Below are 15493 nucleotides of genomic sequence, written 5' to 3'. Positions count from 1 at the left end.
TATCTTAATGCACAAAAAAGGAAATAATCATGAGTAGTATAAAAAAAGTAATTTTAGGTCTGTTTTTAGTTCTTTTTATAACTGGATGTATGGAAGCAACAGTATATAAAAATATAAACGGATATAAACTTCCTCCCCAGCCAGATGAAACTTTAAACAACTCAACACTTCTCGGGATAGACTCTAATGATAATGGTGTTAGGGATGATGTGGAGATATTTATAGTAAAAAAATATGCAATAGATCAGAAGATTTTAGATAATCCTTTGGATACTGAAGCTAATCATGCCGCTCTTGATGCTGCTTATGATTGTAATAAGTATTTTAAAAGAAGTGCTAAAACTTTTGGTGACCCAGTTTTGATAGACCGCTATATAAGTAAAGACTTTAAGAATCTACAACTAAACAGAAAATCAAGAGTTAAAGCTTATCTAGAATATGATGCATAACTTAGCGGTGGAGTGTATGAGTCTACTAAGTATGATAAGCTTAAAGAAAAGTGTAACTTCGATGTTGCATCTTTACTTGGAGGCAACTAATGAAAAAGTAAACGAGTGTATTAATGATGTCTATTTTGCCAATAGTATTATGACAAGTAAAGAAGAAGCAAAGATAAAATTGTAGATGATTTAGGAGGTACAAACTATCTTGATATGTATAGTGTTGATAGAAGTATTGATTTATCTAAACAAATTAATGATTATAAAAAGATAAAAAAAGTAAATTACCACTGCATCCCAATATTCAAATTAATGTTGATACAAGATATTTGGGAATAAAAAAGATACACAATAATACCCTTATTCCAAAGAAAAAAAGTAAGTTAAACCCATTAAGTCATGAAGATAAAAAAGATAATAAAATATTCGCCTCAAAGCGTATATTTGTAGAACATGTTATAGGTGTACTAAAACAATTTCGTATTCTCTCTGAAGTATATCGAAATAGAAGAAAAAGATTTGGCTTACGATTTAACTTGATTGCTGGTATTTATAACTTTGAGTTAAAGTTGAAGGATAATAAGTGACTTTTGAAAGAAGTCTAATATTAAAAAAGTGTCAAGCAGTAGCCTTAATAAGTCAATTTATTACATTTTTCTTGTTTTTAGTATAGAATACTTATAATCATAAAAAATTATTAGGCATAAACCTTTGGATATATTACTACAAATAGAAGATATCATCGAAAAAAATGGTTCAGATTTTGAACTTTCAAAACTCTTTAAAGCTTATATAAAAGAGTATAAAAATTCTTTGCCTGAGCTTTTTGAAAATTCTCAAGGTAAAGATTTCCTAGTTAAACATACAAAAAAACTAGACTCTATTATTTCTTTAATGTATAAAACTATTTTAAGAAGAGTTTTTGGGAACTACTTACCTATGAGAAGTTCTATCCCCATAGCAATTGTGGCTCTTGGAAGTTATGGAAGAGAGCAACTCTGTGTTCATAGCGATATAGACCTTCTTATAGTTTATGAAGATGTTGAAGGCTTTAACACTCAACTCATCATAGAAAAACTTTTTTATCTCGCTCTTGATTCTGGTTTAAAATTAGGACATAGAGTCCATCTTACAAGCGATTTATTTAAAGCCTCTAATGAAGATATAACTATAAGAACATCTCTAATGGAGTCCCGTTTAATCACAGGCTCACCATTTACTTGGCACGCAACGCAAAAAGAACTCACAAAAATCAGACTTTTTAAACAAAAAGAGTTCATTTTAGCAAAGGTAGAAGAGGCTCAAATAAGACGCAAGAAATACCCAACATCTATGCAGCCAAATATAAAAGAAAGTGTTGGAGGACTTAGAGACACTCAGCTTTTAATTTGGGTAGCTCAAACTATATACGGCGTTGAAAATTTACGAGATTTAAGTCAAACACTTTTTTCTGATGAAGAGTATAAAGAGTATAGAATAGCATTAGAACTTTTATATCGAGTTAGAAGTGCGCTTCACCTAATTGCACATAAACAAGAAGATAAACTTATATTGGAACTCATGCCTCAAGTTTCTAAGATGCTAGGCTTTAAAACTGAGCTTAAAATGCTCACAAAAGTTTTACAAGCACAGTGGCGAATAAGTAATTTTACACAAATATTTGTTAAAAAAATGATACATCCCTACATAGCAGATATGAGTTATGTTAAAAAATTTAAAAAAAACAGGCTAAGTAAAGGCTTATACCTTCTTGATAATAGACTTTATGCTTCTTTCAATCTTCAAATACAACCTATTAATGATATTTTAGAACTTCTAATTGCCCTTCCTGACGAACCTTACCATTTTGACGCAGGATTTTTAAATCAACTAACATACACAAAGATTCCATATCCACTTTCAAATAAAACATATAGCCTAATAAAAGAACTACTAAAAAAAGAGCATATTTACTGTTTTTTAAAACTTTTTTGGGACGCTGGTATCTTGCATCTACTTTTTTCAAGTTTTAGAAAAGTTCTTCATCTTCCGCAATTTGACGGCTATCATCACTATCCTGTTGATATTCATTCTATTAAGTCAGTAGAATCCTTAGAAAATATAAAAGAGCCTTTTATCAAAGAGTTACACAATGAACTATCTATCGATGAAAAACTATTACTAAAAATAGTTATACTTCTTCATGATACAGGAAAAGGTAGAAAACAAGACCATAGTGAAGTTGGTGCAAAACTCATACTACCATTTACAACAAAGTTGCATCTAAGGGCAGACCTAATTGAACGAGCAGTTTTACTAGTTAAAAATCATGTTCTTATGAGCAATATTGCTTTTAAAGAAAATATTCACAACGAAAAAACTCTATATAAATTTATGTCAAGTGTTAAAGATATAAAAAATCTAAAACTACTTTACATTTTAACTTATGCAGATATAAATGGCGTTAGTGAAGCTACTTATAACTCATTTAATTCTAAGTTACTTCATGATTTGTATACAAGTGCTTTAGAAATTTCACAAAATAGCGATCGTATTACAGATGCTTCTAAAAGAAATACTATTGAGAAAAGAGTGAAAAATTCTAAAGAATTTAAAGAGCTTCCAAAATCTTTACAAACAAAACTGCTTCGTGTTGAATCAAATCTGTTTTTCTTTAAACACACTATACTTGACCTTGTAAGAATTGCAAAAAAAGCAAAAGACACTTCGGATTATTCTTACCTTATTCATAGAGAAAACTCTTTAAGTATTGAGATATATAGAAGAGTTCCTTTAAATGTTGGTTATCTTTTAGCAACACTCAGTCATCTTGATGTTGCATCTATGGAAATTTTTACACTTTTTGATGATTTAAAATATTTTAAAATAGAGTTTATTAAAAATGTAGATGGAGATGAACTGAGAGAAGTTCAAGAGTTAGTTAAAAAAGTTTTTGACATGAAAAGGATAGTCAAACTAAAAGAGATAACTATCAAAAGAGAAGAAATTATTGTTGATTGTGAACATTCACTAACACATGCAGAAGTAAAAGTAAATACTAAAAATCAAATCGGTCTTTTGGCATACATCATGGACACATTTGAGAAACTTGACATAAATATTGTAACAGCAAAGATTCACTCAACTAAACATAAAGTTCGAGATAGCTTTTTAATGGAAAAACAAAATGATATATGCAATAATGTCGATAAAATATATGAACTACTAACTAAGGACTCAAAATAATGTGCGGAATTGTTGGATACCTAGGCGAAAAAAATACTAAAGAAATTTTACTTGATGGACTTAAAGAATTAGAATATAGAGGTTATGATTCAGCAGGAATTGCAGTTTTACAAAATGGAGAATTTTCAAACTATAAAGCCATAGGAAAACTTGTAAACCTTGAAGAAAAAACAAAAGATTTTATTACAAAAGGTTTTGCAGTTGGGATAGGACACACTAGATGGGCAACACATGGAAAACCAACTGAACTTAACGCACATCCCCATCTTGGAGAGAGTTCTTATGTTGTTCATAATGGTATTATAGAAAATTATGCAGAGTTAAAAAAAGAGCTTATTGCAGATGATGTTTGCTTTTTAAGTCAAACTGATACAGAAGTTATAGTTCATCAATTTGAAAAAAATCTAAAATTTAGCACTAATGCTTTTGAAGCTTTCAATAAAACAATAAATGAGCTAGATGGTGCTTACGCTATTTTACTTACAACTAAATCAGAACCACAAACTATCTTTTTTGCAAAGCGTGGTTCTCCAATGCTATTTGGTGTTAACAATGAAGGTGAAAAATATTTTGCATCTTCTGATACTCCTCTTATTGGTCACGCAAAAGAAGTGAACTATTTTGAAGATGGCGACTACGGTTATGTTAGTAAAAATGAAATTGTTATTTTAGATAAAAATTCAAAGCAAATAAAACCTATTTATATCGAACTTTCTAAAAACAAACTTTCTGCGCAAAAAGATGGGTATAGATTTTTCATGGAAAAAGAGATTTATGAGCAAAGTGCTGTTATTTTAGATACATTAATGGGACGACTTAGTGATGATGAAATCATTTTTGATGAGCTTGATAACAATATTTTTGAAGGGATAAATGAGATAAAACTTTGTGCTTGTGGAACTTCTTACCATTCAGCTTTGAGTGCTTCATATCTTTTTGAAAGATACGCAAAAATCAGAACTTCCGTTGAAATCGCAAGTGAGTTTAGATATAGAGAACCGATAATGGAGAAAGACACTCTTTTTATTGTAATATCACAAAGTGGAGAAACAGCAGACACTTTAGAAACCTTAAAAATGGCAAAAAATGCTGGTTTAAAAACTTTAGTAATTTGTAATGTTGATAATTCTTCAATGGTTAGACTCGCTGATGCCACTATTTTAACTCGCGCGGGGATTGAAAAGGGTGTGGCATCTACAAAAGCTTTTGCAACTCAAGTTACAATATTTTGGATGATGAGTCTTTATATTGCAAAAATAAAGAATTCTCTTAAATCTGAAGAAATAACAAGACAAATATCACTTTTAAGAGAAATTCCTGCATCTCTAAAAGTAAGTAATGAGATGCATGAAAAACTAAAAAGACTTTCAAAACGATACCTTCACGGACATGGTTTTTTCTTTATTGGTCGAGATATATTTTATCCACTAGCACTTGAAGGGGCATTAAAACTAAAAGAAATTTCATACCTTCATGCTGAGGGTTATCCATCTGGAGAGATGAAACATGGTCCTATCGCACTCGCAGACCCTGAACTTTTTACTATTGCCCTACTTCCTGAACATTTACACTACGAGAAATCAAAAAGTAATGTTGAAGAGTTGAGTGCAAGAGATTCTACCATCTGTGCAATTAGCTCAAAAGAGTTTGATAAGGCTGATGACTTTATTTCTATTTCAAAGTGTACAGACTATATGTTAGAGTTTTTTGAGATGATGGTTGTTGTTCAGCTTTTATCTTTAGAGATTTCCATTAGACTTGGTAATGATGTTGATATGCCACGAAATCTGGCAAAAAGCGTTACTGTTGAATAAGGTTTTAAAACTTTTCAAAAACTTTTCACAGACTTTATAAAGACTTTATTTATTCTTTGTTATGATTAATTAATCTAAAATAAGTGATATTTATATGCAAACAAAGTCAAAACTTCTTCTAATTGTTGCCATGATGCTACTTGCTCTGACAACTGCAACTATTATAAATACTTCTTTAAATTTTCGAGATTTTAGTATAAAAAGTGCAACAGAAAAATCAAAACTTGCCGCTACAATTGTAAAAAATGGACTGACTGCTCATATGGTCAATGGAACAATGGATAGCCGACACTACTTTTTAAATCAGATTTCAACAGGTGATGAAGTAAGTTCTTTGTGGCTTGCTAGAAGTAGTAATGTTATAAAACAATATGGTAAAGGCATGAACTATGAGACAATAAGGGATGCAATAGATCAAGAAGTTTTAACTACCGGAAATAGTGTAGAAAAGATTATTGAAGATGCAAATAAAATATTACTTAGAGTTTCCATACCATATAAAGCGACTATAAACAATGGAGATACAAACTGCTTAAGTTGCCATAATGTGAAAATCGGGGATACGCTAGGTGTTATTAGCATGGAGTTTGATATAAGCAATATGAGAACAAGTGGTATGTTTACAATCTTAAAAATACTTGGTATAAATATACTTTTTTTACTAATTGTACTTTTTCTTTTAAACTATTATATTTCTCCATATATGAAACTATTTTCAAATCTTCAAAATGGGATTAAAAAAGCTTATGTTGGAGATTTTACACATATATTTGAAACTAGTGTAAATGGAGAAGCAAAAGATATTGTCAACCATATGAATACACTATTTTCAAAAATGCAAGAAACTTTTGGAAATATAAAAGAAAATCTAGGGACTATTATTCCGCTAATGAATATGTCAAGTGACAATCCATTAGAACAATCTAAAATAGTTATAAATGAACTTTCAGATGTATATAAATTTAAAAAAACTATAGAACTAGATGCAACAAAATCTGATGTTTATATGAGATTAGTACAAATTTTAAAACTAAAATATAATATAAATAACTTTTCATTGTATGAAGTAAATACTATCACAAATACAAGAACACTTAATTATTCTAGTAATGATAATGTTCTAATTTGTAAAAAAGAGATACAAAATGATGCTTTACTATGTAGAGCCTTTAGAACAAAAAGTATTATTCTCTCAAGCGAATTTCAAGACCTATGCCAGTCATGTATAAAAACAGATGAAAACTACTTGTGTTTCGCATTCTCTATAAATAGTGAAGTTTCTTTAATAATCTCAATAATTGGCAACTCTAAAGAAGACATAAATGATAAACGAACTTATATCTCAAGAATTAAACATTATCTTGAAGCGGCAAAACCTGTTATAAGTAGCCATATCTTGATGGAAAAACTGAAAGATACTTCTCGTAGAGACCCCATGACTGGTCTTAATAATAGAAGATTCTTGGAAGAAATAATAGAACGAATTATGAGTCAAGTAGGCAGAAAAAAAGAAATTTACTCAATAATGATGTTGGATATAGACTTCTTTAAAAGAATAAATGACACTTATGGACATGATATAGGTGATATGGTAATTGTAGAAATTGCTAAAGTTCTTAAAAATAATATTCGTGAATCAGACCTAGCTATACGCTATGGTGGGGAAGAATTTGTAGTTATCTTAGATAATGCAACAGTAGAAGGAACTTTAGGAGTTGCTAAAAAAATTCATAGTGCTTTTGGTAACTTGATTTTTGATGTTGCTCCTGGAAAAACAATTCAAAAAACTCTGAGCATTGGTATTTCAATGTTTAGTGAAGATGCAGATACTATTTGGAAGTGTATAAAGTTAGCTGACACTGCTCTTTATATTGCAAAAACAACTGGTAGGAATAAAATAGTTAAGTATGAAAAAGAAATGTCTGAAGGTGCAGATATTAGATAATGGAAACCCTGATTACATAAAAAATCAGGATTCCTTTTTTAAATAAAATTTATACGCTACAAGCACTTACACCTGGAGGTGTAGTTGGTTGAACACTTTCATTTGTAGCACCACCATCAGCATTTACAGCTTCAATAGTTGCCCAAATAGATTCAGCAGCCTTTGCATATCTTTTTGAAGTCTCACTTGATGGAGAAACAAAAATGATAGGCTTACCTGTATCACCACCCTCACGAATAGAAGGCTCTATTGGAATCTCTGCAATTATCTCTGTGTCAAACTCAGCAGCCATTGGACCTGAAGTTCCTTTACCAAAGATATCATACTCAACACCAGTATCTGGAGCAATAAAACCGCTCATATTTTCAATTATTCCAGCTATTGGAATATTTAACTTTTTAAACATATCTAATGAACGGCGAGAATCATCAATAGCAACAGCTTGAGGAGTTGTTACGGTTAAACCAGCAGTTACAGGAACGCTTTGCGCTAAAGTAAGTTGTGCATCACCTGTTCCGGGAGGCATATCTATAACTAATACATCTAACTCACTCCAAAGAATATCTCGCAAGAATTGCTCGATTGCTTTCATAATCATAGCACCACGCCACATAAGTGACTGACCTTCTTCCATAAGTGAACCCATAGACATAACTTCAATACCATAAGCTTTAAGAGGAAGAACTTTGTTTCCATTTACTTCAGGACGGATACCTTCTAAACCCATCATACGAGGGATATTTGGACCATAGATATCAGCATCTAAAAGACCGACTTTTTTACCCTGAGCTGCAAGAGCTATTGCAATATTTACAGAAGTTGTAGATTTACCAACTCCACCTTTACCAGAACTTACCATTAAAAAGTTTTTAACTTGCGGAGCAATATTTTTACTCTTTGGTGCTGGGGCAGCATCTGGCATTTTAGGAGCATTTATATTACAGGTGACATTTGAAGCACCTACTGCTTTAAGTTCTTTTGTAGATTCATCAACTATTTGTTGTGCAACTTCTGGAGCACTTGATGTGATTGCTACATTAAAACTTACATTATTACCATCTATCTTTATACTATTTACAAAACCAAAAGTTACAATATCCTTAGTAAAACCAGGATACATAACTTTTGATAAAGCTAAATTTACTATTTCATTAGTCATTAATATCTTCCTTATTATTATTTATTTTTGTATCTTATCATAAATAAGACAATTATTGTCTGATTTAAATTAAACTTATTATGCTGACTCTTTTTCTTTAGCTTCTCTTGCTATTTTTTCTATTGCTTCTGGATTATCCATAATATCTTGACTTATCTTATACGAACAAAACTTTGGTCCACACATAGAACAAAATTCTGCTTCTTTAAAAACATCTTGAGGAAGAGTTTCATCGTGGTACTCACGAGCTCTCTCACCATCAAGTGCAAGCTCAAACTGTTTTTCCCAGTCAAAACCGTATCTTGCATCACTCATAGCATCATCAATATCTCTAGCACCTTTACGACCGCGGGCAATATCAGCAGCATGAGCTGCGATTTTATATGCAATGATACCTTCACGAACATCATCAGCATTTGGAAGTCCTAGATGCTCTTTGGGCGTTACATAACAAAGCATACTTGCTCCATGCCAACCACCAACAGCAGCACCAATTGCAGAACTTATATGGTCATATCCAGCAGCGATATCAGTAACTAATGGTCCTAAGATATAAAAAGGAGCCTCATGACAAAGTTCTCGTTGAAGCTTCATATTTCGCTCAACTTGATTAAGAGGAACATGTCCTGGTCCTTCTATCATCACTTGAACATTTTTTTCCCAAGCTTTCAAAGTCAGCTCACCTAAAACTTTTAACTCTCCAAGCTGTGCGTCATCACTTGCATCTGCTAAACATCCTGGACGAAGAGAATCGCCAAGAGAAAGTGCAACATCATACTTTGCACAAATATCTAAAATTTCATCATAAGCTGTATAAAATGGGTTTTCTTTATGATAGTGCATCATCCAAGCAGCCATTAAAGAACCTCCACGAGAAACTATTCCCATTTTTCTTTTAGCAATTTTTGGCATTGTTTGTAGTAAAAAACCTGCATGAATCGTAAAATAAGAAACACCTTGTTGTGCTTGACGCTCTAAAACTTCAAGCATTACTTCTATACTTAAGTCTTCTATTTTATTTCCTACATCATGAAGAATTTGATAAATAGGAACAGTGCCAATAGGGATTTTTGAAGCCCCGATTACTGCTTTACGAATTTCATCTAAATCACCACCAGTTGACAGGTCCATCGCCGTATCAGCATTATAGTGCTGAGATACTTGCATTTTTTCAACTTCACCCATAACATCAGATGCTATTGCAGAAGAACCTATATTTGCATTAATTTTACATCTTGATGCTATTCCGATTGCCATTGGCTCTAGTGAAGTGTGGTTAACATTGGCAGGAATAATCATTCTACCTCTAGCTATCTCACTTCTTATAAGCTCTGGAGATAAATCTTCTATTTTTGCAACATACTCCATCTCTTCAGTAATTATGCCTTGTTTCGCATAGTACATTTGAGTTCTTACAGCATCATTTTCTCTTTTTTTAACCCAAGAAGTTCTCATCATTTCTCCTAAAATTTTATCATTCTATATAAATTGTATAGTGGAAATATAATCAAATAAAGTTAAAGTAGCATTAAGGTCTTAGAGTAGTGTTTTATTTTTTACTAACAAGATAAAAAAAAGCTTACAAAGTGTATACTTTCGTAACACTTTTTTAAAGAGGTATATGCTTGAGTGATTTAACACTTATTTTATTAGCAGCTGGTAGTTCGAGTCGTTTTGACTGCACTTCTAAGAAACAATGGCTTCGAATAGGGCATAAACCTTTATGGCAAGAAGTTGCACAAAAGTGTGTAGAAACTAAACTTTTTGATAAAATAATTATAACTTCTGCTAAAGAAGATATAGAATTTATGAAAAATTATGATTCTTTCACATTTGTGCAAGGTTCATCAAGCAGACAAAAATCTTTAAAAAATGCTTTAATAGAAGTTCAGAGTGATTTTGTTTTAGTTAGTGATATCGCTAGAGCTTGTATTAATGAGGAGTTTTTAAAAAATATTCTCTCTAAAAAAGGTAAGGCTGACTGCATAGTCCCATACTTAAAAGTTAGCGATACCATAGTTTATGAAAATAAAACTATTGATAGAGAGAAGGTAAAGAGGATTCAAACACCTCAACTATCTCGTACCTCTATTTTAAAGGCTTCTTTAAATACTGAAGAAGAGTTTACAGATGAAAGCACTGCAATAGTCGCATATGGTGGTTCAAGAGAATTTATCTTAGGTGAGAGTAAAGCAAATAAAATAACTTTTGTGAAAGATTTAAATTTGCTCTCATGTTTAGATAAACCTTCAAATGATATCTTAAGTGGTACAGGTTTTGATGTTCATGCTTTTGATGAAACGACAGATATGTACCTTTGTGGTGTTAAAATCGACTCAGACTTTGGGTTTAAGGCTCACAGCGATGGTGATGTGGCTATTCATGCTCTTATTGACGCACTTTTAGGTGCGGCTGGTATGGGCGATATTGGAATGATGTTTCCAGACAGTAGTGATGAGTTTAAAGATATTGACTCCAAAATTCTACTCCAAAAAGTTGTTAAAAAAGTTTATGATTTTGGATTTGTTATAGTAAATGTAGATATAACTATAGCGGCACAAACACCAAAAGTTGGTAAGTACAAACTACAAATGAGAAAAACTATTGCCAAGATACTTGGTTGTGACAGTTCTCGTGTAAATATAAAAGCGACAACAACTGAAAAGCTTGGCTTTATTGGTCGAAGTGAAGGTGTTGGAGTTATTGCAAATGCAAATTTAAAATATTTTGATTGGACAAAAATTTGAAAATACTAATTATAGAAAATGAGGTTTATTTAGCACAAAGCATAGCTACTAAACTGGGTGAACTAGGGCATATTTGTGATATGTGTACTTCAACAAGAGATGCTATTAAAAATAATAATTATGATGTAGTTTTACTTTCTACAAATATTAATGGACAAGATTTTAACCCTGTTATAGAAACATTTAAAAAGTCCATTATTATTTTAATGGTTTCATATATTTCTAATGATACAGTTTCAAAACCACTTACTACTGGTGCAAAAGACTATATTTTGAAGCCTTTTATGATTGAAGAACTTATAAGAAAGATAAACCATTATCAAGATTATGAAAAACTTAAAAAAAGAGATGCAGCTTATAAAAAATATTTAACTCACTCTTTTTCATCTGTAACAAATAAATATGACCACAGCACAATAGAACTTCCTATATTTATATCATCATCGTTTCAAAAACACTCAGATGCATTTGCGTTTGAACATGCCTATGAAAAAGATTTACCAATACACTTTATAACTTTAAGTGACCAAAAAGCTTTAAGTGAGTTAGAATCATTGAACCAAGATGCAATTATCTATGTAACTGATTATCAAACACTTAAAAAAGGTGAAAGAAAAAACTTTTGTTCACTTATTGCAAATAAAAAAGTTATAGTCTCAAGTATAGATAAGATAGAAAATGTAGAATATAAAGTTTTAGTAATCAAAAGTGAAAATAATATTTTTGATCAAGGAGATATTCTCTCGATTGAAGATTATGTTAAATATATAGTTTTAAACTATCAATACAAATTTCCAGATATTGAGCTATCAAAAAGATTAGGAATAAGCAGAAAAAGTCTATGGGAAAAACGAAAAAAATATGATCTCATTAAGAAAAAATAAAACTCTTCTAATAGATAGTGAAGCGGCATCTGCATTAGAGCTTTTGGATGATGGGGTACTTTCTCCTGTCACATCATTAATGAATGTAAAAAGAAGTCAAAAAGTTTTAAAAACTGGTCTAATCAATGGAAAAACTTTTCCATTTCCTTTCATTCTTGCTCCATCTGGAAAGACAAATGAACAAGTCCTAAAATCTTTAAATACTGGAGATGAGCTTACAATACTTTTTAACAAAAAACCATTTGCGACCTTAATTGTTGAAGATGTTTTTAAAATAGATAAAAGTGAAAGAATAAAACAAATATACGGTACAGATGACATAAGTCATCCTGGTGTTTTGGCTACTCTAAGCAGACTTGGTTCTTTCGCTGTTAGTGGAGAGTATACGCTTTTAAACAAACTATCAAATAACAATAAAGAAGTTATAAAAAATGCTCAGCAACGCATAGATGCTAAACACACAACCGCAATTGTTATGGCAGCAAATCCTCTTCACCGTGCTCATGAAAGACTAATCAGACAGGCACTTGAAAATACTGACCTTCTAGTTATATTTTTATTACGCTCATACACAGAATCTAACTTATCTTATAAAATACGAAAAGAATCTTTAGATTATTTTATAAGTAATTTTTTGACTAAAAATCATGTTATAGTTGTTCCACTGGAAAATAGTTATATTTTTGCAGGTTATAATGAAATCATCATAGATGCAATAGTTGCCAAAAATTATGGTTGTGATAGACTGACCATAGGAATAAATCACGCAGGACTTGGTATGTTTTATGATTGTAATTCAAATAAATCTATCATAGACAGAGTAGTAGGCATAGACATTGAGATAAGTATAGCAAGTGAATATGTTTATTGTGACAAGTGTACAACTCTTGTAAGTAAAAATATTTGTCCACATGGTCAACATCATCAAATATCTTATCATGCTGACTCAATCTTAGAGCTTTTAGAGTTAGGTATTTTACCGCCTACTATGCTTATGCGAAAAGAAATTTCAGCACGCATATTGGCTCATATATTTCCAAATAGATTTAAAAATCTTGAAAAATTATACTATGATATTTTACCTGTTGAAGGGCTTTTAAAAGAGCATACTGAAGCAGATTTTTATCTTGAACTTATGAAACTTTATCAGACAACATCTCTTACTTAGGCAAATAAATGAATTGGTTTTTTATAACACTTGGATATAGCGGATTATTTCCAAAAGCTCCGGGGACAGTTGGAACACTTGTTTCATTGCCTCTTGGTATGCTAATACTCATCTATTTTGATTCACAAACACTTTTTTTAGCAACTACTCTACTTAGTATTGTTGCTGTAAAATCTATAAATAAATACGAGGAGCTTTCTGGCATCCATGATGACAAACGCATTGTTATAGATGAGTTAGCAGGAATGTGGTTCGCTCTTAGTGTTGCACCTGCCTTAAGTGTAAGTATGGGTGAAGTCAGTTCACTTGAAAATGGTTTCTTAATTCAGTCTATACTTTCTTTTGCACTATTTAGATACTTTGATATCTCAAAACCTTCTATCATCGGTAGAATCGACAGAGAAACAAAAGGTGGCATCGGTGTAATGGGTGACGATATAATAGCTGGTTTTGCAGCTGGAATTGTCAGTTCACTTATCTGGCAAGGCACTCTACTTTTAAACATTTTTTAGTCAAAGGAACACACTAACTAAATATAATATTTAGTTATAAACAGGAGTCACAAAAGTGCATTTTAAATTTACTTTTTATTTTTATTTCTTATTTGCTTTAGTAATTAATTCTTATTCTATGGAGTGCATAAAACTAAAAACGATAAATATAGAAGAAAAAGAAATTTTAGATGTAGAAACTAAAAATAAACTCTTTAAAAGTCATATTGGTAAATGCATAGATGCTAGTATGATAAAAAATGTTCTAAACACCACTTCCAAATATTATCTTGACCATGGATATATAACAACTAAGCCATATTTACCACCTCAAAACATACTTGATGGAGAGATAAAAATATATGTTTCAAAAGGTATAATTGAAGATATAGTAGATGCTAATACAAGCAGTTCAAATGCTAAAATAAAAACAGCTTTTATCTTTGAAAAAGGGAAGCTTTTAAATTTAAGAGATTTAGAAACTTTTTTAGAAATGATAAATAGAGTTCCCTCAACAGATGCTAAGTTTGAGATAAAACCAGATAAAAAACAAAGTTCAAGTATAGTTATCATAAAAATTAAAGAAACAACTCCATACCATGTAGAAATAGGTGTTACAGGAGAGAAAAATCTGGTTGATGACAATCCATACCTAACAGCAAACATATCAATAGATAATCCTTTTAATATTAACGATATTTTAAAGTTCACATATAACGGTAGCCGTATTCAACAAGACTATCAAAGTTCTTCAGGTAAAGAGTTAAACTACTCTTTTGCACTAGGGAGTTATTTGATGGAGTATATTTGGTATGATTTTTTATACTCACAAAGTGTTTTAGGTCTAAATGACACTTATATTTCTGATGGTAATACTGTCGGTTTTACTCTTAAAGTAAGTAAACTTATTTTTAGAAATAAAAACAATAAGTTAAAACTTGCACTATCTTTAGGACATAAAAATACTAAAAATTATTTTTCTGATGAGCTTATAGAAGTCTCAAGTTATAAAACAACTCTTGCACAAGTTGATTTTACACACACCTATATCCAAAACTGGGGACAACTTATAAATACATACAGTTTTAGGGGTACTGACTGGTTTGGGGCTAGAAAGGACAACTACCTTACAGGTAATGAAAAAGAAAAACTTCAATTCTCAAAACATACACTTAGTACAGACTTATATTACTTTTTTCCTGAGAACACTTACCAAATAAACTCAAATCTTCATCTACAATATTCTGGGGACTATCTTTACGATAACAACAAGCTAAGAGTTGGAAGTTACTATACTGTAAGAGGTTACTCTTCCTCTTACTATGGAGATAGTGGCTTTTACTTTAAAAATGATTTGCTTAAAACATTCCGCCCAGATTTCTATCCTGATTATGTACAAACTATTTCACCTTTTATCGGGCTTGATTATGGTTATGTGGAATGTAGAGACAATAATAACCTAGCTTGTGGCAAGTTAATAGGTGCCGCAATAGGATTTAAAACTGAGTCAAAAAAAATAAATACAGACTTTACTTGGAGTAGAGCTGTCAAGAAAGTTCCAAATTTAAAACTAGAAACACTCTTTAAGTACAACTTAACACTAAGATTTTAGGAAAACAA

Annotated in this window: 12 protein-coding genes and 1 pseudogene; 11 read left to right on the top strand and 2 right to left on the bottom strand. The window is 31.1% G+C overall.

The features are described from left to right. Positions 1–29 precede the first annotated feature (29 nt). The 6 genes and pseudogenes from MOV42_RS04615 to MOV42_RS04590 all read left to right on the top strand — a co-directional run bounded on the left by MOV42_RS04615 (position 30) and on the right by MOV42_RS04590 (position 7424). The gene (locus MOV42_RS04615) at positions 30–449 is read left to right on the top strand and encodes a hypothetical protein (protein WP_324172615.1); all 420 of its coding nucleotides are present in this window, start codon (positions 30–32) and stop codon (positions 447–449) included. 16 nt (positions 450–465) lie between these two features. Beyond that, positions 466–624 (top strand): hypothetical protein, encoded by a 159-nt coding sequence (locus tag MOV42_RS04610; RefSeq protein ID WP_324172614.1) that lies wholly within the window; start codon positions 466–468, stop codon positions 622–624. A gap of 88 nt (positions 625–712) precedes the next feature. Beyond that, a pseudogene (locus MOV42_RS04605) lies at positions 713–1027 on the top strand (transposase family protein); the annotation flags it as partial. A gap of 124 nt (positions 1028–1151) precedes the next feature. Next, positions 1152–3665 (top strand): DUF294 nucleotidyltransferase-like domain-containing protein, encoded by a 2514-nt coding sequence (locus MOV42_RS04600; protein ID WP_324172613.1) that lies wholly within the window; start codon positions 1152–1154, stop codon positions 3663–3665. Continuing rightward, positions 3665–5479 (top strand): glutamine--fructose-6-phosphate transaminase (isomerizing), encoded by a 1815-nt coding sequence (gene glmS / locus MOV42_RS04595; protein WP_324172612.1) that lies wholly within the window; start codon positions 3665–3667, stop codon positions 5477–5479. Before MOV42_RS04600 ends, glmS begins: the two co-directional genes overlap by 1 nt. A gap of 94 nt (positions 5480–5573) precedes the next feature. Beyond that, positions 5574–7424: a GGDEF domain-containing protein gene (locus MOV42_RS04590; RefSeq protein ID WP_324172611.1), complete on the top strand. Its 1851-nt coding sequence runs from the start codon at positions 5574–5576 to the stop codon at positions 7422–7424. A 49-nt stretch (positions 7425–7473) separates the two neighbouring features. On the opposite strand, the gene MOV42_RS04585 is transcribed toward MOV42_RS04590, so the two are convergent. Beyond that, positions 7474–8583, bottom strand: a complete 1110-nt coding sequence (locus MOV42_RS04585) for an Mrp/NBP35 family ATP-binding protein (protein WP_324172610.1) — start codon at positions 8581–8583, stop codon at positions 7474–7476. Positions 8584–8661: 78 nt separating this feature from the next. Further along, the gene (gene thiC / locus MOV42_RS04580; protein WP_324172609.1) at positions 8662–10038 is read right to left on the bottom strand and encodes a phosphomethylpyrimidine synthase ThiC; all 1377 of its coding nucleotides are present in this window, start codon (positions 10036–10038) and stop codon (positions 8662–8664) included. A gap of 170 nt (positions 10039–10208) precedes the next feature. Here thiC and MOV42_RS04575 point away from each other — a divergent pair, with 170 nt between their 5' ends. The 5 genes from MOV42_RS04575 to MOV42_RS04555 are packed head-to-tail and all read left to right on the top strand — an operon-like array spanning position 10209 to position 15485. Then, the gene (locus MOV42_RS04575; RefSeq protein WP_324172608.1) at positions 10209–11330 is read left to right on the top strand and encodes a bifunctional 2-C-methyl-D-erythritol 4-phosphate cytidylyltransferase/2-C-methyl-D-erythritol 2,4-cyclodiphosphate synthase; all 1122 of its coding nucleotides are present in this window, start codon (positions 10209–10211) and stop codon (positions 11328–11330) included. Continuing rightward, positions 11327–12214 carry a response regulator gene (locus MOV42_RS04570; protein WP_324172607.1) on the top strand — a complete coding sequence of 296 codons (888 nt, stop codon included), beginning with the start codon at positions 11327–11329 and terminating at the stop codon, positions 12212–12214. The genes MOV42_RS04575 and MOV42_RS04570 overlap by 4 nt, the downstream gene beginning before the upstream one ends. Then, positions 12192–13382 carry a sulfate adenylyltransferase gene (locus MOV42_RS04565; RefSeq protein ID WP_324172606.1) on the top strand — a complete coding sequence of 397 codons (1191 nt, stop codon included), beginning with the start codon at positions 12192–12194 and terminating at the stop codon, positions 13380–13382. Before MOV42_RS04570 ends, MOV42_RS04565 begins: the two co-directional genes overlap by 23 nt. A gap of 8 nt (positions 13383–13390) precedes the next feature. After that, on the top strand, positions 13391–13894 hold the full coding sequence (locus MOV42_RS04560) for a phosphatidylglycerophosphatase A (protein WP_324172605.1): 504 nt from the start codon (positions 13391–13393) through the stop codon (positions 13892–13894). Positions 13895–13949: 55 nt separating this feature from the next. Next, positions 13950–15485 carry a ShlB/FhaC/HecB family hemolysin secretion/activation protein gene (locus MOV42_RS04555; protein WP_324172604.1) on the top strand — a complete coding sequence of 512 codons (1536 nt, stop codon included), beginning with the start codon at positions 13950–13952 and terminating at the stop codon, positions 15483–15485. The last annotated feature ends 8 nt before the right edge of the window (positions 15486–15493 follow it).

The sequence above is a fragment of the Sulfurimonas sp. genome (assembly GCF_029027405.1).
GTDB lineage: Bacteria > Campylobacterota > Campylobacteria > Campylobacterales > Sulfurimonadaceae > Sulfurimonas.
Note: the sequence above shows the minus strand (reverse complement) of the source record. Positions and strands in the feature narration are given on the sequence as shown.